Consider the following 18,828-nt stretch of genomic DNA (forward strand, 5'->3'; position numbering starts at 1 on the left):
CATTATTAATTCCTTCTGTCAAAAAATAAACTATCAGGGGTATATTTGGCATTGTATGCTGCCTGTTGACCTTGAATAGTCCCTTTTTTTGTAAGCCACTCACTAGCTTCCGTTTTAAAACTCTCCATCTTGGAAAGAATAACTTCGTCGAAAACACTAAGTTGCTTAATTCGTTTTTTGTCTGCTTCAGTAAGTTTTTGTTGATTAGAAATGATTTTTCGGGAAATTTTTTCTCTTTGCTCTGCATACTGGCTTAATTCTGTGTAACTAACTTGATGAATTCGCTCTATAAGCTCTTTCGTGACACTTTCTAGTTGGGTTACATATTCCTGAACAGCAATCATTCAATCGACTCTATATTATGATTTAGTGATTTTATAGCTGTATCCCAAGCACCCCTTAATTCTGTTAAATGAGAAATGACTTCTTCCGCAGGTACTACATTTTTTTTTCAAGTTTGCATTGATGAGCTGGTGAAGCATGTATTCATATACTTGATAAAGAGTGGAGGAAATCGGAAAATCATGATTTAGAGCGGCAATAAGTTCATTGATAACAGCCTGTGCTTTACACAAGTTCGTATTGGCCTTTTCATGATTTGTTTCCTCTATACCCTTAATTCCCGCCCGTATAAAACGGATCGCTCCATCATACAGCATTAGCAACAATTGTCCTGGTGAGGCTGTTTGCAATTGGGCTTGTTGATACTTTTGGTAGGGTGAATTAATCAATCTTGGATCTCTCCTCAAAAAAAGTTTGGTTTTAACTAAACATACTTGAAAGACTGGAGGATGTGCTATTGTATTTATTCATAGCCGTTTCCATAGCAGTGAATTGTTGGTAATAACGCGTTTCTATCATTGTAAGCCTATCTTGTAGAGCATCAATCCGCTTATCATAATCTGATAACTGGTCTCCTATTTGACTCTTTGGCTGGAAAGCTGCCGTAAGATCAGAACTGACTTTCGACGTTCCAGCCTTATCTGCCAGACTTTGTAGAGCTCCTTGGTTGGTCTTCTTCAGTCGGCTGAATATACCATCGGAACTTGTATAGCTCGTTGAAGAGGAATTATCCGTCTGCCCGAATAAAGCAGTTACCTTTTCAGGAGTGGTTTCCAAAGCCGCACGCAACTTCTTCTCATCTACGTAAAGTTTTCCTTTTTCACTATAGCTACCAGTTGTAATTCCGATCTGAGTCAAATTTATTTTCTCACCATTCGGTAGGACTACGTCAGTAATAATCGCTGACCTCATATCACTAAGCGTTTTATCTACGATGGAATCATTTTTGAGCATACCACTCTTAGCTTTACTTTCCCAGAGTGTAATCTCATCTTCCTTCATATCCTTTCTCTGATCACTGGTCAACGGTAAATATTTACGATAACGTTCTTCACTTGTTTTTTGGTTTAATGTCGAAAGTGTATCATTATACGCCTCAACAAATGATTTTATTGTGTTTACCAATGCATCAACGTCCTGTGAAACTTCAATTTGTGTTGACTGTCCTGTCGGAGTGGTTCCATTCAAACTGATTTCCACACCATTAACTGTAAAACGATTGGATGTCTGCTCTGTTGTCAGGCCATTAATTTCAACAATTGCATTTACCCCTTTTGCTACATTAGCTGTTTTAAGTCCGAAGCTTTGTTCAAGGAGTTCTCCACTTAATGTAATATCTTTATTCCCCGTCTCCTTGTTAGTCAACGAAATCTTACCAGAAGAGGCATCATATACAGCGGTCACCCCCGCTTTTGTACTTCCGTTTATTTTTGAAATCAGTGAGTCGATTGTATCGTCTGCAGTAAAATTTATAGTATCTGCTCCTACACTAATACTGGTTTCAGTACCTGTATAGATATCTGATAGCTTTGTTGTACCAGGAGAGGCTCCTATCGTCCCTCCAGAAGATACAACATTAGAAGCAGATGCCAAATTAGTGACTTTAATATTTAATACAGAATTCACAGATGCTCCTGTTGCTGTTGCAGTGAGCACATTAGAAGTTCCTGTAACGGTTGCTTTTTTTGAATCAATAGCGCTACTCAAACTAAAATTTGTTAATTTTTCATTAAAAGTAACTAATTTTGTACTTACTTGACGATATCCATCACGTTTCCACTCGGTCAGTTGCTTTTGCTGGTTCAGTTTGTTCAATGGAATACTTTCTGTAGTCATTAACTTTTTGACCATTGAATCAATATCCATACCTGATGCCAAACCGCTAATTCTCATAGTCATAACTAATCCTCCTGAATATTAAGCCTTCTTATCAATAATAAGCCCACTCATCTCCATAAAATTCGCCGCTACATCAAGAAGTTTTTCGCGAGGCACTTCCCGAATTAAGTCACCCGTCTGTTTATCAAAGACCTTAATCATAATTGCGTGGGTCTCCTTGTGAACGGAAATTTCAATTTTTTTTTCAGGTCCCTGTACAGCCCTAATCGCCTTTTCTAATTGCTGAAGTGCATTTTCTTCTTCACCAGACAACTTTTCGACTGATTGGTTAACATATTGCTGATTTATAGCTATAATCGATGGTTCATCTGCGACACCCTTGGGCGAGATAGATTTCGCCTGCCCTGGTATTGGGCCAAGACCAGAAATACTATTATCCACAACTTACCCCCTTATCGTGTTGAAGCATCATCAAGAACGTTTTTAGTTTTATACTCTTTATATCGGAAAATAAGAGTTGTTTATGAAGTGAATAACAAAAAAGAGACCTTGAAAATCAAGGTCTCTTCTAAGGAAAAGTATAGATTAACGAAGTACAGACAAAATACCTTGTGGAGCGGAGTTTGCTTGTGCCAGCATCGATTGGGAAGCTTGCAGCAAGATGTTGTTTTTGGACAAGGAAACCATTTCTTTTGCCATATCCGTATCACGAATACGGGATTCAGCAGCAGTCAGGTTTTCTACTGTAGTACCAATGTTGTTGGAGGTATACTCCAATCTATTTTGTACAGCACCCAGTTTAGCGCGTTCTGTCGAAACAGCTTTGATCGAATCTTCCACACTAGCGAGTACTGTTGTGGAGTTCAAACCAGAGAAAGATGTAGTTGTAATAGAAGCAATAACGATAGTACTGGAAGCTTTATCATTAACTGTAATACTTGCTCCAGCAGTAATAGTGATACCGTTGAAGGTGGTTTTAGTCATAATTTCATCAATTTGGGCACCCAGTTGATCCAACTCTTGACCAATATTATCTTTATCGTTAGTGCTGTAAGTTCCGCTCGCTTTCTGAACGTTCAGTTCTTTCATACGAGTCAGCATGGAGGATACTTCATTCATTGCTCCCTCAGCTGTTTGTACGAAGGAAATACCGTCTTGAGCATTACGTTGGGATTGTTCCAGACCACGGATTTGACCGCGCATGGATTCGGAGATGGACAAACCAGCAGCGTCATCTGCAGCACGATTGATGCGCAGACCGGAAGACAGTTTCTCCATGTTTTTGCTTGCTGCATTTGTGTTAAGACCCATGTTGCGGTGTGTATTCAATGCCGGAATATTGTGGTTGATAATCATTGTAAATTTCCTCCCTGAAATGGTTTAATTCCCACATCCTTGTGGTATGAACGTCTTCACAGGTCGGCCGCCCTGAAGAATTACCGTTCTATATTATATATCGACCTCTCCCACAAAATTGTTTATAGCATTTCAAAAATTTTCTTTAGTGAATCTCGAATATCTGCACCTATATCTTTTTTTACTCAGTATTGCTTCTCTCCTCCATTTCTAACATGGCATTCTGAAGAGCCTCAATGTCCATTACTGCTTCTTGATTGTTATCCTGGATTGCATCAAAAATCTCTTTACGATAAATATCTATATCTTTGGGTGCTGATATACCTATCTTTACATTATCTCCTTCAACGGAAAGCACGGTTATTACAATATCATTATGGATAACAACAGACTCACCTTTTTTTCGGGATAAAACAAGCATCAGGATTCACCACCCTGCTCTTTATGTCTTAACTTCTGCCACAACGCACTTCTTGTAGTATAATCGGTATTTTGTAAAACAATCTGTTTGCCAATAGACTTCTCCACATTGAAAATTAAAGGTGCTAGCAAATTGACTGTTATCTTCTCCTTATTACTATGCCAAGTCACAATACAACGAACTGCAATCTGCTCTCGATCTATTACACCGATATCTGCAAGCGCATCACTAGATAGTTCAAACTCATAATCAGGTACAAAATCAAAAGGATTGACCGTAATAAAGGTGACTGTCGCCTCTTCTACAGCGCTCAAAATACTAAATAGCTCATTATGCTCTTGTAGCCTATATTCACGTAAATGCTCAAAACCAGGTAATCCCTTAGGAAAAGCAAAAACCAATTCTTCATTAAGCCATCTTTTTTCATCTAATTTCGGGGTCATTGTTTATCCTCCTTAAAAATCAACAAAAGAGCTACGGATTTCTATCCATAGCTCTACAATACAAATGTCAAAGATTCAAAAGATTAACGCATAAAATCCATTAATGAAGGCTGCATAATCTGAGCGGATGATTTCAAGGCTGCCTCATAAATAGTTTGGGCAGAGGTTGCCTGAATCATCAAGCTGGCAATATCGGCATCTTCAGTTTTGGATTGCAAGGTCGTCAAATTCAGATTACGGTCATCAAGACGGGATTGAACCAGTTCTACACGGTTTGTGCGTGCCCCAACCTCAGACTGACTAGCCTGCATTTTTATGAAACGAGATTCAACATTTGCGGACTGAGCTGCAATAGCACTATAGCTGCCACTAGACAAGGCTGCGCTCAAGTTATCCATAATTTTAAAAACGTTATCCGTATCCGTTGACGCTCCAAAAAACTCACTTCCAGAAGTATTCACCCGAAATGTAGATTGATCTCCAATTGCATAATTCACAGCGCCTTGATCCGCATCAATTTGATCATAACTTGTCACAGTACCGGACAGCTCGTAAGGGGCCTGATCATATTTTTGACCGTTAAAGATATATTTACCACGAATTTGGCTATTTCCGATATTGGTCATTTGTTCCTTAAGCTGATCTACTTCCAACTTAATTGCATCCAATCCGGATTGGGGGACAGTTTCACTTGAAGCTTGAACCGTCAGCTCTTTTAACCGTTTCATGACATCTCCAGCCTGCTGCATCGTAGAATCTGTGAAATCTAACCAGCTTACGGCCGCATCAGCATTGCTGGAATATTGCTCATTAGAAGCCAACTCAGCTCTGTAGCGAAGAGCATAAGTCACACCCACTGGATCATCTGAGGGTTTATTGAGTTTGCGACCAGTTGTAATCTGATTTTCCATTTTACTCATATTGCTATAATTACGATTAAGGTTACTGAGCGTCTGCATACTCATCATCCCCGAGGTTACTCGAATCGCCATACACTACCTCCTACTAATCTAAATTAGAGCCCTACACGGCCTGTACTATTAATCAGCTTGTCCAGCAATTGATCGAATGTCGTCATAAAACGAGAAGCTGCGCTATAAGCATGCTGAAACTTGATCATGCTGGACATCTCTTCATCCAGGGACACCCCGCTGACAGACTGTCTACTTAAATCCACCTGTTCTGTCAAAAGTTGTGCGTTCTGTGACTGACGTTCCGCCTCCTGAGTCTGTACTCCAAGTTGTCCAACAATAGAGCTAAAATAATCATCCACCGATGTCGGAGTTGATAGAGCAGTCCCAAAATCGAATTTCACATTTTTCAAGTTAGCCATAGCCATAGCTAACGCATTATTACCGAGCACTACTTTCTCATCTGTCGTTCCTGTTCCATCTACCCGTAATGAGGTCGCAATTTTATTAGGATCACTTTGTATATCAGGATTTAATGTAATATTACCAGCTGTAATCGCGGCACCGTCTTTAGAGGTAAAAAAGGAATCACCTTTGGTAGGAGTTGCCCCACTAATTGTATAGCCCAACTGATGAAGCCCATTGATACCTTGGACAGTAACCTTCAAATCGTTTGTTAAAGTCCGGTTATTATTAGCATTAGAGTAGGTAACCGCTGTATTATTTGGTCCCGTATTCAATACCGTTCCTTCTGGAAGCACAGTTCCTTTAGGAAGGGTAACTTCAATATTTCCGTTGGCCAATGTGTTTGCCAATTGGTTTATCTGATTTTTATAATCCGTAACATATCTGTCACGTGATAATACCATTCCGTAAACTTCACCGCCAGTCAAGGTGCCACCTGTAAAAGCAGCCTGAAGACCGTCCGCAGTTACTGGAGTAAGTTCGCTACCAGTTACAACTATCTGTCCTGCTACTGTTACTTGATATCCGTTATCTAGTTGAGTAACCTGCACATTAGCCAGTTTAGACAATTTATCGATCGCATAATCTCGCTGATCTCTCAAATCATTTGGATTATCTCCCAATGATTCCAACTTGGTAATATTCCCGTTCAAATCAGCGACAGATTGTAAGAGGGAGTTCATCTCTGTTGTCTTCAAAGTAATATTATTGGTTAAATCGGAATCTAGGGCGTCAAGCTGCTTACTCGTCTGATTCAACGCATCCGTTAAAGCCAACGTAGTCTCTTTTACGATTTTACGGTTAGTTACGTCCTGAGGATCCTGACTCAAATCCGACCAAGCATTCCAGAAATTATCCATTACTTTGCGCATTCCTGTGTCAGAAGGCTCATTCATAATCGTCTCGAGCTTATTCAGAGTATCGTAGCGGATACTCCATCCACCTAAAGAGGAGTTTTCATTACGATACTGATCGTCCAGAAACGTCTGACGAACACGCTCAATAGCAGTGAATTCAACCCCTGTACCCATTTGACCTCGTACAACGGAACGGTTCAAACCATAGGCTTCCATAGATTCCGAGGCCTTCATACTAACCACTTGTCTGGAGTAACCAGCTGTGTTGGCATTCGAGATATTGTGTCCGGTTGTATTTAATGCAGCTGTTTGTGTGTTTAAGCTTCTTTTCGCTGTTTCTATACCATGAAATGTTGAGACCATGTTTTCCTCCTTCAATTAGGCGCGAGTATCAAATAGTCCCGCTCGTACTGATGATGTGCTCTTATCAGCTGGACGCTGATAAACCGCTTCAGATTCCGCATAATATGACATACTCTCAATAGAAAAATCAATATAGGAAAGCGCCTGTTGTATAAGCTGTTGATTCAACTCATTTAAATTTTTCAATTCTTCAAGCGTATCCGCTAGATTTTTTTGAATGTGAAGGAGGCGCTGCTTATCTTCTACATCAAACACAAGACGAGACAACTCCGTAATATTGAGATTCAACTTGGACTTAATACCACGTTCCTGCAAAAATTCATATGCTGCCTGCAGGCGTCGTTCATCCAGCTGTTCAATGTGTCTGGACATCTTCGATTCCTGATTCATGACTAGAATGAGCTGATCTACCTTATTTGATATCAGTGCTTCTTTTTTTTTGAGTTCCTAATGCAATCAACTGCTCGTGAGCCTCTCTAAGCTGCTCCAGCACATCAATCAATCGCTCTAAAGGCATAATCTTTCACCTAGCTTTCGGAAGACTGCTTGAAGTAAGGTAACAGCTTCTCTGCAATTTTATCGGCATCTACACGATAGGTTCCAGAAGCTACTTGTTGCTTAAGCTCCTGAATTTTCTTAACGCGATCTGCATCACTGCTGCGGTTCAGCATTTCCATCGCTTCCGGAGAAATCGAAACCTCGTCCTTGCGGCGAGACTTCTTAAGCTCCTCTTGACGCCCTGTTTCAATATTTCGTTGGTATGGATTAATAGCTCCGATGCGGTTGGTCTCGTTAATTTTCATAACTTCCACCTTCCTTAGTTATTTGATATGGTCAGAATGTATCAGACGACATAGCGTCGAACATGGTTCGTATTATGCCTCACTTCTTTATTTTGTGCATGGTTGCTAAAAATAAAAAAACCGATAAGCTCTATAAAGATTATCGGCGGTATTTGAAACTTTTTGAATAGCTGAATGCGTTTTTAATTCCCCTGTACTACTTTCCACGAAGTTTATCAATCGCGCTGTAGGTACCTGAGCCCATATTATTACTTTGATCCTGATTACTACTTTCGCGCACAGCCTGATGCAGGTCTTTAGTCAGACGTGTTCGACAAGAATCGCACATATGCCCTTCACGAATCGGTATCCCGCATACCTCGCAAGGATACGTCATATTGGGCGCATTAGCAATGGAAATACGTCCCTCGCGTATAAATGTCGTGATTTGCTTTACGGATACCTCAGTAGCCTCCGAAAGCTCATGCATATGAATGCCCTTATTCTCACGTATATGTTTGACACAGCGTTCGTATTCAATCTCAATTTCTTTAATACAGTTCTGGCAGATTCCCCTGACGTTCATAATAAACAGCTTTCCACATCGAGGACAGTTATCCAAATTCATCCTCTGTAGCGCCCCTTTCCAATTTCCGATCTTTAAAATACTTTTATCCTTACATTACCTTATAATGGAGAGCCTCGTCTAGCAAATATTTCAAAAAGGGATTTTCAGATTTTACACAATCGCACATCTTATAAGTTATCATAATAAGAGTATAAGAGAGAAAGATCCATCAGTGAAATTTTATTAACATCTATATGCATCAATATGCAATGACATAAAATAAAGAAGCTCATGGAAGCTAATGTTCAGCCTATTGCATGTGTCTATTTATCGTCAAACATTGCTCCGTACTTTAGATAGAAAATAAAATAAGCGCCATTCCAGTTGTTTTCGGGAATAGCGCTTCATTATACAATTAAAATAGCTGTATGAATATGAGTAAATGTAGAAATTAATTATCAAGATGAGGGAAAAACCGGGCGAAACAATCCTCAGAAGAATTCATGTTCACCTGTGCCCCGAATGACATCAAGAAAGTCCTGTAAATCCGGGGGAACGGCGCCCATACGAATGCTCCGCACATGGAGTGTGGGTATTCATAAATCTCATGGACCTAACATCATCTCAACTTATAACCTATCTGAAATCAAGCTAGATGCACCAGTGGAAATTTGCAACCCAAAAAAACAAGCTATTTCACAAATAATTATTCAAAAAAGCATTGTTTTAATAGTGGCCTTCCCGTATACTATAGTCAAACGCTTGGTTTAAAAAACATACTTCATTATACATTTATAATGATAATTATTTATTTGTTTTTGTTTGCGGTACTTGCAGTTCTTGGCCTGCTTTAACTAGGTTGTTAATTTTAACCAGTTCTTCAACAGTTACACCGTATTTTTCAGCAATAGAAGCCAGTGTGTCGCCCTCTTGAACATTTACTGTGATTGTATTTACAGTTGCTGGTGTTTCATTTGTAGTTGTTGCTGGTTTTGTGGTTGTTGCTTGATTGTTGTTCTCAGTAGCTGGTTGAGCTGGTGTTACAGTTGCTGCATTTTCAGTAGTTTCAGTTTTAAAAAACTTAGCTTCAAATGCTTTCTGTGCTGCTTCTTGCTGCTCTCTTATGAGTTGGTCTTCCAATTGCTGAATTTCGTCATCGGAGCTGGACTTCGCCATTACTTGACCTGTTGCAAGTGGACTCAACAAAGATACTGCACCTAAACTAACTGCCAACATGCTAGATACTGCTACTTTTTTCATTACGTTTTTCATGATTTATTCTCTCCTCTTTTTAGCTTTAAATTTTAATTAACTGCTTTACTACTGAGCGAGACACTCCCAATGTCCGCTCTTTAGTCATTAGCTAATCACTTATTACCAATCATGTTAGCTATCAACAGATAGAAATTGTACTCCTCTTTTCCAAAAAAATCAACCTCTAAATTGAAATATTCTGTTTTCATCCCTCACTTCCTTACTTTTTGTTTGTCTCTATATTTTTTATTATATACCTCTCTCTAGCTTGTTGTCAAATCCTGCTGATTGTACGGCTTAAAAGACTTTTTGCTCTATCATTTAACCCTTCTTTCAAGAGAATTATAACCTTTTTTTCATAGTTTCAAGCGAAATTTCATGGGGAATACCAGATATTTAGACTTATGATCTTGCTAAGGTCAGGCAAAAAATAGTCAAATGTATTCCTTGCTCTAATGCCTTTTCTCTCAAAACACGTGCACACGCCTGCAATGTGCTCCCCGTTGTATAAATATCATCAACAAGCAAAACGGTAACGGAAAGCTTATTTTCCGTAACACATTGAGATTTAGCTTTTAAAATAAAAGACTTCAGCAAATTTGTCATATTGGGGTGAACAGAAAACGCATTATTCATTGTGTTCATGCGTTCCTTTTTTGATTTAAAGCTTTGTTTGCCTGTATCTTGTGGACGAGCAAGTAAAGATAGGAAGGGGAGCTTATTCCGCTTAGCAATCTCTTCTGCCAAGATCCGAGCCTGATTGAAACCTCGCTCTATCAACCTCTTCTCACTTACCGGAACACAGGTCACTACATCCACACTCCACAAAGATCGCTTGAAACGAGAATGTTTAAGACCTGCAAACTCATACCTCATCGCCTGATAGGCTCGATTCATGATCTCACCCAGCAGGGAACCATACTTTTCATTCCCGCGATATTTGAACTGCCCAATCCATTCTCTCATCATTGGTGTATAGCTGGTTGCACTCCGATTGCACACATAGTAACGTACTAATCGGTCAAGCCTTACGCAATCCGGGCAAGACGTCGGACGTCCACAATAAACACAACGAATATCGTAAACCCAAGGAATTTGAAGTGAACAAGAAGTACAAATCCCGGGGAATTCGGAAAAACGCCCTGTGAGAGTGCCGCAAGCCATACATGTTTGGGACTGGCGATGGAATAACCAATTCAAAAATAGACGGGTTGTTGGAATCATCCCCATACCAGAATGCACCTTTCTTGGTAGTTTACGTACCGACATTGTTTCAGGTTTCACATTTCCAAAAAAACTTTTTTTATTTAATGCATTTAGTGCTTCGCCTCCTTCAGGTATCCTCTTTTCCGAGCCAGTTCATTCATACGTTTAATCTGTCTAATTGCTCTTTTTTGACCTCGTGTCCATTGGGGGGATGTAAAAATAACAACTCCACATGGGTCATCCTTGGACCTGCCCGCGCGACCAGCCATTTGGACAAGAGAGGCTTCATCAAAAAGACTACTGTCCGCGTCTAATACGTACACATCACTCCGTGGAACAGTTACCCCTCGCTCCAAAATAGTCGTTGTAACCAGAACACGTATTTCAGTAGCTCGAAATAAGCGTACTTTAGCGGTTCTTTCTTCATCCTGTGAGGAGGTGCCCGCAATAGGTACATAAGGCAAATGTTTAATCAGCAGCTTCACAAGTCCCTGAATATGTGAGATTCGTGTCACAAACAGGAAAACCTGTGCCCCACGTTGTATGGATACGCGTAGGCGTTGAATAAAGGATGCGGGAAGCCGACCTTTTTGCAGCCATTGTTGCACTGAAGCAGCCCCCAAACGAAATGGGACAGGTAGAGGATGACGATGAAAACGAACGGGAACCTTGGCGTGTGGCAGCAGACCTCGTGCAGCCTCTTTCTGCAAGGATTGCGGTGGTGTAGCTGACAGATAGATAAACTTCCCCTTCGGCTTACATACTGCTCGTGCAGCAAAGGCAAGCATAGGATCATTGTGATAAGGAAACGCGTCAATCTCATCAATCACAACCAAATCAAAAGCTTGATGATAACGCAATAGCTGATGTGTCGTTGCCAGTGTCAGCTGTCCCCTTTGCCAGCGTTCTGCGCTTCCCCCATAGAGCGTCACCATGCTCACATCGGGAAAAGCAATGGCCAAACGAGGGGCTAACTCCAGTACCACGTCGCGGCGTGGTGTTGCCACAAGTGCCGTTCCTCCGTGGTCTAGCACATATTGCAAGAGCGGAAACATCATTTCCGTCTTGCCTGCGCCCGTTACGGCCCAGAGCAGAAAACGTCCTACCGTGGTATCAGGCACCTGCCAATCAGCGTTATACCTCTCACCTTCGCCTGGTTTCGGCGAAGTCTGCCTGCTACGGGCAAGGTTGTTGCCCTGCGAAGCGGTAGCATCTGATGTCCGGCACGCAACCATGTCGCGTCGGAACAACGCCCGGAGTCCACGGCCTTCCGGGCGAAAATGTCCCCGCACTCCCCCGTGCGGTGTGGCTAAAAAGCGCAGCGCCGCTTCGGCGGCGGCACGCTGCGCTGAGCTTAGCCCCCAGCGGTCGAGTTCCGTCGCCGGGGCTATGCCTGCTGTGCACGGCAGCGCGGGTTTCGCTGCACCGCGCAGTAGCAGCGAGCATTCACGGCTGCGTCCAAGTGCGAGACATGTCTCGCAGTAGGCGCACGCCTTACGGCCGCACGATGCGCAGCTCGTGCGGTGCACTATCCCGCTGCCACAACGATTGCAGCGGAGTTCATGCGTACGCGCGGCAGACCAGCGCGTGCGAGGTGCTGGATCGAGGCCAGTAGCAAAGCTGAGTCGGCCTTGCAGATATGCAAGTTGTGCAGCGGATCGCCAAGTACGCTCCAAACCTGGCGCTGCCTCTGCCAGTAGCGCTTCGACTTCTGGAACGAGTAACTGGCGTCCTGACAACAAATTAGCCAGCTCATTCGCTTGTCGTGTTAAACACTCCCTCTCCAATCCATCCATTCCCGTGACGAGGTCCCTTTTTTGAATAGAACGTAAACCTCCCTTTGTTTCTCGTCTCTCATCCCCACTTTCTGTGCGAGAAGTCCAACCTTGTACATGATCCCAAATGCATATATTCTCTACTCCTCCAGATAAAATTCGTTCTCCGTCAAAAGGTTCAAGAGCCAGTTCACTTTTTAGCTGTGCGATAATATAAGCCCACCACTGCCGTTTCCCCCATCGCTCCATACCTACTAATTCCTTAAATGTTTCACACAGCTTTGTTCCCCAGGACAAGGGGAGCTCATCTCCTAATAACACCCACCTTTCGACAACATTCCCCTGCCCCTCATCTGGATTCATCCACCATGTCATATCTACTCGAATATCCACAGTTAATCGGAGATTCCAATTCCCCTTATACCTCACTGCATATACTGCAATTTTCACCTTCCCCTTCTCCTCCCATTCATGACTTTTTGGGTTCTTATCACCCCAGAGAACAGCAAAAAAGCACACTTCTGTGGCTAATAGCCTGAAGTGTGCTTCACATCAAGTAGATCTCAACGATATCCCTATTGTCTTGCCTATACAACTGTTTATAAACATTTATATCCGATTTTGACCACGATGTCCACAATCCCCTGTCGCTAAGGAACAAGCGGGGCGTCCGCCAACGACTTGACTGTTCTAAGATCAATAACAACCTGCTTTTCACCGCCTGACTTCGGTAAAACCGGGTTCCCCGGTGAAAAACGACTTGAAATGACTGAAACATCCATATGACTATAGCGCACTAGCCGTGTCAGAATCGGTAGCGTATCGTCCATAGATTCATCATCCAGTACCGTCACATGTAGCGGCCTCCGGTGCAGCCAGGCAAGTATGTTCAACGAACGCATCACCCATTCCACACGATCTCCGTCATTGGACGTAATCACAATATAGCGAATCGCGCGATGACCTGGAGATATCGCGCATGAATCTTCGCCATTGTGATAAGCCTGAACCGCCTGTCGTATATACATAAGATGCACGACAGCGGCCCCCACACCGTATATAAGCAATATCCAAACCAAGTGAGCCGTCACGAGGGTTCCACCTCCTCCTATAGCGACAATATATGCCGTATAACAGGAAGAGGTGTCACGGTTATGTACTGGGTTTCTGTATGAGCGGACATATCGCCCGGAGTGAAAGGCGGTACAGCATTCATATCTATTAGCAGCTGCATCGTCTAATGCCTGAAAAAACTACACTTTACAGCGTAACCCATCCATATTTGATTGAGTTAATAACCGCTTGTGTACGGTCATCAACCTCCATTTTTTGCAAAATACTGCTGACATGGTTTTTGACCGTTTTCTCACTAATGAATAAATATTCACCGATCATCTTGTTGCTCTTACCTTCAGCCATCAGACGCAATACTTCAGCTTCACGACGGGTCAATGGATTATTTTCACCTGCGACAAACTTCACGCCGGCTTCCTTCGTATGACCTTCAGCCATAGCCCCTGTTTCATTCAAGTAGGTCATCCGGCGGAGTTGCTGAATGAGCTTACCTGTTACCTTCGGATGGATAAACGCATAGCCTTCATGAACCGAACGAATAGCATTAATGAGGGACTCGGCCTCCATATCCTTTAACAGATAACCATTGGCTCCCTTGCGCAACGTCTCAAATACATAGCTTTCATCATCATGAATGGATAAAATGATCACTTTGACATCTGGGAACATCTCACGCAGTTTTTCGGTTGCCTCTACACCATTTTCGATTGGCATATTAATGTCCATCAGAACAATATCCGGTTTCTCTACGTTACAGAATTCCAACACTTGAATACCATCGCCACATTCTCCGATGACCTCAATGTCGTCCTCCATATTCAAAATACGTTTAAGTCCTTCACGGAACAACTGATGATCGTCCGCTAAGAGAACTTTGATGGGTGCATTGCTAATTTCCTGATTTTCCATGTTGTTACTCCTTTCCCTTTTCCACGTTGGTTGGGATATGAATCACTATCTTGGTGCCTTGATTCTCAGCTGATTCGATCTCCATTCTCCCCTCGAGCAGTTCAACCCTTTCCCGCATACCAATCAGACCAAAATGCCCATGATCTTTGCTTTTTTGCTGAAAAAGCTCTGGCTTAAAGCCCAAACCATTATCCTGCACCACGATTTTTACAAGCTGCGCCTGATAGGTAATCTCAACAAGCACATAGGTAGGATAAGCATGCTTGGCAGCATTGGTCAAAGCTTCCTGGATCAGACGGTAAATGGCTGCTTCCATCGCGGAAGAGAGACGGTGTTCCTTGCCCCTTGTTTCAAAAAGCGATCTAATCTTCGTTTTTTCTTCAAAATCCTGCACATATTTCCGGAGCGTCGGAATAAGTCCCAGGTCATCCAGGGCCATAGGACGCAAATTGAAAATGACCTTTCGCATTTCCTCAAGACTGGAGCGAACCTGTTTCTTCAAGTCTACTATTTCGTCCTGAACCATCTTAAATTCCTGCTTGGCGATCATTCTTTCTACAATTTCCGTCCTAAGCACTAGATGCGCAAGAAGCTGCGCAGGTCCATCGTGAATTTCACGAGATATGCGTTTGCGCTCCTCTTCCTGAGCCAAAATAATTTTCAGACCAATAAACTGCCGGTTTTTAGCCGATTCGATGATCCGCGTCACTTGTCCCAATTCGCCCGACAAATATTCCAGCACGACTCCCATCTGCGAACCGATGGTTTCGGCGCGCTCGACAGAAGCCTCAACACTTTTGGCCCGCTTTTGAAGATCATCTCTTCTGGCTTTGAGATACATTTCCTTCTCGCGGAAAATCATCACATCGAGTTGAAGCTGTGTTGCCTTCTCATAAGCCTGCTTGATATCCTCTTCCGAATAGCGAACGAAGTCACGGCTGACCTCAGTCAACCGAATGCGGGACCGCCGATAGTTCATTTCCAGCTGGTCCACCTTTTCGATCGTTTCTGCTGTTTCCTTCAAGACGCTCTGGAGCTCCTGATTTAACGTGACCAGCTCGGTCCGGGCCGTGTCCAATATTTCGAACATCTGATATTTGCTGTTCTCCATCACCTGGATGGCATTTTTAATGACTCGGTCTATGATATCGGCTTGAAAGTCCACAAATGTTCTACTCCAATCCTAGCATTTCAAGTATATATCATACCATATCATGATTGAAGGGTGATGGTCTTCGTTTCTTGTTCCCATTTTACAGTCATTCCTAACTGCTCAGACACGAGTCTCAATGGGACTAAAGTCCTACCCCCTAGCACAACGGGTGCAACATCAGTACTTTGACGCTTCCCGTTCAGAACAACTTCTTTTTTCCCTACGGTCAAATCCATCAGCACACCACCGCGCATAACGGTGATCCGTTGATCGCCCGCATTCCATTTGGCTTGTCCGCCAAATGCGTCCAGCACATACTTAATCGGAACATACGTTGAACCATCGCGAGTCATCGGAGCTGCATCAATTGTTGTAGGTGTTCCGTTTACTGTCATTGATTTTTGTCCGATCGTCATTTGAGCTGTTCCCTTTTTAAGTCCTTCTGTGCCGACCGTTCCCGGTGTATTAAAAGAAATATTATCAAAAGCAACATTGCCTGTTTTAGCACGCTCGTCCTGACCTTCCGCCACATTGACCACATAAAGACGTTTCAGCTTCGCTGGATACGAAATATTCAAACCGCTCATATCTGCATTAATGGTTTTCCAACCGTTCCAGTCGATCACTTTAGCGAGATCAATATATGCTGTTTTGCCTTGGGCATCCTCTAGCTCCGCACGCAGCCAGTTCAGACTCTTATCCCCTCTGACATCAATTGAGATGGAAGTAGCCGCCTGTTCAAGCGTTTTCCCGGACGTGCCGTTCAATTGGGCGTAAGCATACATTTTACCACTGCCATTTGTCATATCGTAGTTCAGTTCCAGCACTTTGGAATTGGCATGGTCACCATCTCCTTGTACAACAGCCACTGTGCCGGTAACACCTTCCACATTCGAAGTAAAATCAACCGGATACGAAACATTTTCGAAGTTCTCCCAATTGTTTGTACTTGCTCCGCCAGCAGACAAGAAGACGACAGCGCTGAAACCATCATAGCGACCGATGGCATAGCCCGTTTTCACGCCTGCATCCACCGTATTTACTGTAAGTTGATTGTCCTTAACGCTTCCCTTAAAGCCAATGAACTCCCATTTGAGCGCATCTGACGTAATGCTGACACTCTGTCCATCTTTTGTCTTTGCCGTTACCGGTACAGCGATTTTAGCTCCAGCGGTAAGCGAGCCAGTTCCACTTCCTGCGGTGAGTGATGAAATTTCATCTGCTCCAAGCACGGTGACCTTAGTTGTAGCGCTGGCTGAGCCACTGGATGCCGTTAAAGTAGCCGTTCCCGGTTGGGCCCCCTTCACAACGCCGCCGCTCACTGACACAACAGCCGGGTTGCTGGACTTCCACGTCACTTGTACTTTTGAGGTATCGAAGGGATTGTAGTAGTTGTCATAGCCTTTGAAGGAATAGCTTCCGGTCTGACCAATCAGCAGCGTTTTATTGCCCTTGATGGTGAAACCTTTGAGCGTTCCTTTAGGAGCATTGGTATATACCCCCACTCCATTTACGATACTACGTTGCTCTGTACCATATTCCGTATTGAACGTAAGTCCCGCTGTCGTATCCCCCAAATCACGAGTCACCATGGTCGTAGAACCGCCCCCATCGAGATTCATACCCTTCCAGACGCCAATATCTTTCATCAGCGTTTGCAGCTCGCTCAGGGATACACCAACGCTGTTCCCATTCTTCTCAACGGCAATGACATAAGCGTAACGCTTGTCACGGGAATATCCCAAAGCTGTACGCGCACGCGTCCCGCCTATGCTTGTTGTGCTCCGGGAAAAAGAGGTTTTCTGACCGTCATTTACTAATATGGTATGTCCACCAATCATCATCTGAAGGTTGGAAGGATCTACTTCACTCCCTGTCGATTTAACACGAAGGCGATAGCTCGTTTCTACGGTCTGTCCCACGGTCAGATGCGCTTTGGCATAATCAGCCGCTTTACCGTGAGTACGTAAAATATAGCCATCCTGCGGAACGGTCATATTCAATGTAGCATTGTCGGAGACTTGCGTAACCACACCATTTTGTACCAATACCTCGGTAGGCGTTGTCGAACTGTTTTTGGGCCGCTCAATTGCTTTCCAAGCAGATGTATAAATATACATAGCATTAGAGTGACTATAACTGCCCCCGCTCGTCTCAGGCGAATACGAAGCCTTGTTCATCCCCGCCAAAGAGAAAGACGACCCGTCTCCAGCTTTTACTGTTCCTTCAAAAGTAAACTGCTCCACCATCGGAGAACCATCTTTGGTTACAGCAAAGGCATACATGCCCGTTAAATCAGATGGAGTAGACATCAACACACCCTTGGATACTTGTCCACCGATCGGAGCTCCCTCGCTTGAGGTATTAAAATAATCCCCGTTTACACCAGCAACCGCTCCAGTCTCTTTTGCCATGCCGCCTGTGCTCTGCCGGGTCGTAAACTGTCCATTCTTCCCCGTCATGACATCCAGCTTAACGTACGGATTTTGCAAGTCTACTCGAATGATATCAGCCAGTGCTGTTCCTTTGGACCCTTTAAAACGATATTTCAATAATGTTGCACCCGAAGTAATGATCTCTTCTCCCAATTTTACAGTTGAACCAGAGGCTGCACTTGCGATTGGAGCAGACATCCAACCATTTAAGGGAATTAGAGCCCCAGTTCCAGCAACCGGACCGACCCATAATACCCCTGCCAGTGTTAACACGGCCCATCTTTTAGCGATTCCTCTGCCATTAACTTTCACTTCACTCTGTTTCTTATTACTTAAAAACATTTGGATAATAGCTCCCATCTTCAATGTATTTAAACGGTTTTGTTCCGCGCATGTACTCTATCAATAAACAAAAAAATCCTCTTATGTTAATAGACTTATTATATAGGCAAAAGTTACGAAAGTCCCGTCAACTAATTCATAAAATCTAAAACGATGAATTGACGAATGCAATATCGGCGCACTATAATACATTTGAACTTGTTAGTTCAAATAATACTGATTAGTTCACTTCTCTAATTATGACCCTATCGGAAGGATTGATAATCATGAATAAACAACGGGCCATCATCATATCTACTTTATCCCTGTGCATCGCAATGACCGGATGTTCTA

18 protein-coding genes and 1 pseudogene are annotated in these 18,828 nt (G+C 43.0%); all 19 read right to left on the reverse strand.

Features of this window, described 5'->3' with window-relative positions; translation table 11 throughout:
* Positions 1-5: 5 nt before the first annotated feature.
* A complete protein-coding gene (locus tag ACWA2B_RS04505) occupies positions 6-344 on the reverse strand; it encodes a hypothetical protein (RefSeq protein ID WP_069009983.1) in 339 nt (112 codons plus the stop codon).
* Between the two features lie 15 nt (positions 345-359).
* Positions 360-731: a flagellar export chaperone FliS gene (gene fliS / locus ACWA2B_RS04510; protein ID WP_449291748.1), complete on the reverse strand. Its 372-nt coding sequence runs from the start codon at positions 729-731 to the stop codon at positions 360-362.
* Between the two features lie 31 nt (positions 732-762).
* On the reverse strand, positions 763-2,241 hold the full coding sequence (gene fliD, locus ACWA2B_RS04515; RefSeq protein ID WP_449291749.1) for a flagellar filament capping protein FliD: 1,479 nt from the start codon (positions 2,239-2,241) through the stop codon (positions 763-765).
* Between the two features lie 18 nt (positions 2,242-2,259).
* Positions 2,260-2,622, reverse strand: a complete 363-nt coding sequence (locus tag ACWA2B_RS04520; RefSeq protein ID WP_449291750.1) for a flagellar protein FlaG — start codon at positions 2,620-2,622, stop codon at positions 2,260-2,262.
* Between the two features lie 144 nt (positions 2,623-2,766).
* A complete protein-coding gene (locus ACWA2B_RS04525; protein WP_069009986.1) occupies positions 2,767-3,537 on the reverse strand; it encodes a flagellin N-terminal helical domain-containing protein in 771 nt (256 codons plus the stop codon).
* A gap of 181 nt (positions 3,538-3,718) precedes the next feature.
* On the reverse strand, positions 3,719-3,958 hold the full coding sequence (gene csrA / locus ACWA2B_RS04530; RefSeq protein ID WP_069009987.1) for a carbon storage regulator CsrA: 240 nt from the start codon (positions 3,956-3,958) through the stop codon (positions 3,719-3,721).
* Positions 3,958-4,401 (reverse strand): flagellar assembly protein FliW, encoded by a 444-nt coding sequence (locus tag ACWA2B_RS04535; protein ID WP_069009988.1) that lies wholly within the window; start codon positions 4,399-4,401, stop codon positions 3,958-3,960. Before ACWA2B_RS04535 ends, csrA begins: the two co-directional genes overlap by 1 nt.
* Before the next feature lie 83 nt (positions 4,402-4,484).
* Positions 4,485-5,393, reverse strand: coding sequence for a flagellar hook-associated protein FlgL (flgL, locus tag ACWA2B_RS04540; RefSeq protein WP_069009989.1), 909 nt, complete (start codon positions 5,391-5,393; stop codon positions 4,485-4,487).
* Between the two features lie 23 nt (positions 5,394-5,416).
* Positions 5,417-6,997: a flagellar hook-associated protein FlgK gene (gene flgK, locus ACWA2B_RS04545; RefSeq protein WP_318627927.1), complete on the reverse strand. Its 1,581-nt coding sequence runs from the start codon at positions 6,995-6,997 to the stop codon at positions 5,417-5,419.
* Positions 6,998-7,012: 15 nt separating this feature from the next.
* Positions 7,013-7,514: pseudogene (locus ACWA2B_RS04550) on the reverse strand (flagellar protein FlgN).
* 10 nt (positions 7,515-7,524) lie between these two features.
* Positions 7,525-7,800 (reverse strand): flagellar biosynthesis anti-sigma factor FlgM, encoded by a 276-nt coding sequence (gene flgM / locus ACWA2B_RS04555; RefSeq protein WP_039271505.1) that lies wholly within the window; start codon positions 7,798-7,800, stop codon positions 7,525-7,527.
* Positions 7,801-7,996: 196 nt separating this feature from the next.
* A complete protein-coding gene (locus ACWA2B_RS04560) occupies positions 7,997-8,407 on the reverse strand; it encodes a TIGR03826 family flagellar region protein (RefSeq protein WP_039271507.1) in 411 nt (136 codons plus the stop codon).
* Between the two features lie 744 nt (positions 8,408-9,151).
* On the reverse strand, positions 9,152-9,619 hold the full coding sequence (locus ACWA2B_RS04565) for a LysM peptidoglycan-binding domain-containing protein (protein ID WP_318627928.1): 468 nt from the start codon (positions 9,617-9,619) through the stop codon (positions 9,152-9,154).
* 384 nt (positions 9,620-10,003) lie between these two features.
* Positions 10,004-10,570: a ComF family protein gene (locus tag ACWA2B_RS04570; RefSeq protein ID WP_318627929.1), complete on the reverse strand. Its 567-nt coding sequence runs from the start codon at positions 10,568-10,570 to the stop codon at positions 10,004-10,006.
* 347 nt (positions 10,571-10,917) lie between these two features.
* Entirely contained in the window at positions 10,918-13,032 is a 2,115-nt protein-coding gene (locus tag ACWA2B_RS04575) for a DEAD/DEAH box helicase (protein ID WP_449291751.1), read from the reverse strand.
* A gap of 200 nt (positions 13,033-13,232) precedes the next feature.
* Complete coding sequence (locus ACWA2B_RS04580) at positions 13,233-13,673, reverse strand: hypothetical protein (protein ID WP_029514594.1); 441 nt, start codon at positions 13,671-13,673, stop codon at positions 13,233-13,235.
* A 169-nt stretch (positions 13,674-13,842) separates the two neighbouring features.
* Positions 13,843-14,565 (reverse strand): response regulator, encoded by a 723-nt coding sequence (locus tag ACWA2B_RS04585; RefSeq protein WP_007432713.1) that lies wholly within the window; start codon positions 14,563-14,565, stop codon positions 13,843-13,845.
* Between the two features lie 4 nt (positions 14,566-14,569).
* Complete coding sequence (locus ACWA2B_RS04590; protein ID WP_013312293.1) at positions 14,570-15,730, reverse strand: sensor histidine kinase; 1,161 nt, start codon at positions 15,728-15,730, stop codon at positions 14,570-14,572.
* A gap of 47 nt (positions 15,731-15,777) precedes the next feature.
* A complete protein-coding gene (locus ACWA2B_RS04595; protein ID WP_342425346.1) occupies positions 15,778-18,495 on the reverse strand; it encodes a stalk domain-containing protein in 2,718 nt (905 codons plus the stop codon).
* Positions 18,496-18,828: the final 333 nt, after the last annotated feature.

It is taken from the genome of Paenibacillus sp. CMM36, from assembly GCF_053570945.1.

What these genes read in the sequence shown, in the direction of transcription:
- ACWA2B_RS04505 (WP_069009983.1), bottom strand. Translation starts at nt 344, where the DNA reads ATGATTGCTGTTCAGGAATATGTAACCCAACTAGAAAGTGTCACGAAA.
- fliD (WP_449291749.1), bottom strand. Translation starts at nt 2,241, where the DNA reads ATGACTATGAGAATTAGCGGTTTGGCATCAGGTATGGATATTGATTCA.
- ACWA2B_RS04525 (WP_069009986.1), bottom strand. Translation starts at nt 3,537, where the DNA reads ATGATTATCAACCACAATATTCCGGCATTGAATACACACCGCAACATG.
- csrA (WP_069009987.1), bottom strand. Translation starts at nt 3,958, where the DNA reads ATGCTTGTTTTATCCCGAAAAAAAGGTGAGTCTGTTGTTATCCATAAT.
- ACWA2B_RS04535 (WP_069009988.1), bottom strand. Translation starts at nt 4,401, where the DNA reads ATGACCCCGAAATTAGATGAAAAAAGATGGCTTAATGAAGAATTGGTT.
- flgL (WP_069009989.1), bottom strand. Translation starts at nt 5,393, where the DNA reads ATGGCGATTCGAGTAACCTCGGGGATGATGAGTATGCAGACGCTCAGT.
- flgK (WP_318627927.1), bottom strand. Translation starts at nt 6,997, where the DNA reads ATGGTCTCAACATTTCATGGTATAGAAACAGCGAAAAGAAGCTTAAAC.
- flgM (WP_039271505.1), bottom strand. Translation starts at nt 7,800, where the DNA reads ATGAAAATTAACGAGACCAACCGCATCGGAGCTATTAATCCATACCAA.
- ACWA2B_RS04560 (WP_039271507.1), bottom strand. Translation starts at nt 8,407, where the DNA reads ATGAATTTGGATAACTGTCCTCGATGTGGAAAGCTGTTTATTATGAAC.
- ACWA2B_RS04565 (WP_318627928.1), bottom strand. Translation starts at nt 9,619, where the DNA reads ATGAAAAACGTAATGAAAAAAGTAGCAGTATCTAGCATGTTGGCAGTT.
- ACWA2B_RS04570 (WP_318627929.1), bottom strand. Translation starts at nt 10,570, where the DNA reads ATGATGAGAGAATGGATTGGGCAGTTCAAATATCGCGGGAATGAAAAG.
- ACWA2B_RS04585 (WP_007432713.1), bottom strand. Translation starts at nt 14,565, where the DNA reads ATGGAAAATCAGGAAATTAGCAATGCACCCATCAAAGTTCTCTTAGCG.
- ACWA2B_RS04595 (WP_342425346.1), bottom strand. Translation starts at nt 18,495, where the DNA reads ATGTTTTTAAGTAATAAGAAACAGAGTGAAGTGAAAGTTAATGGCAGA.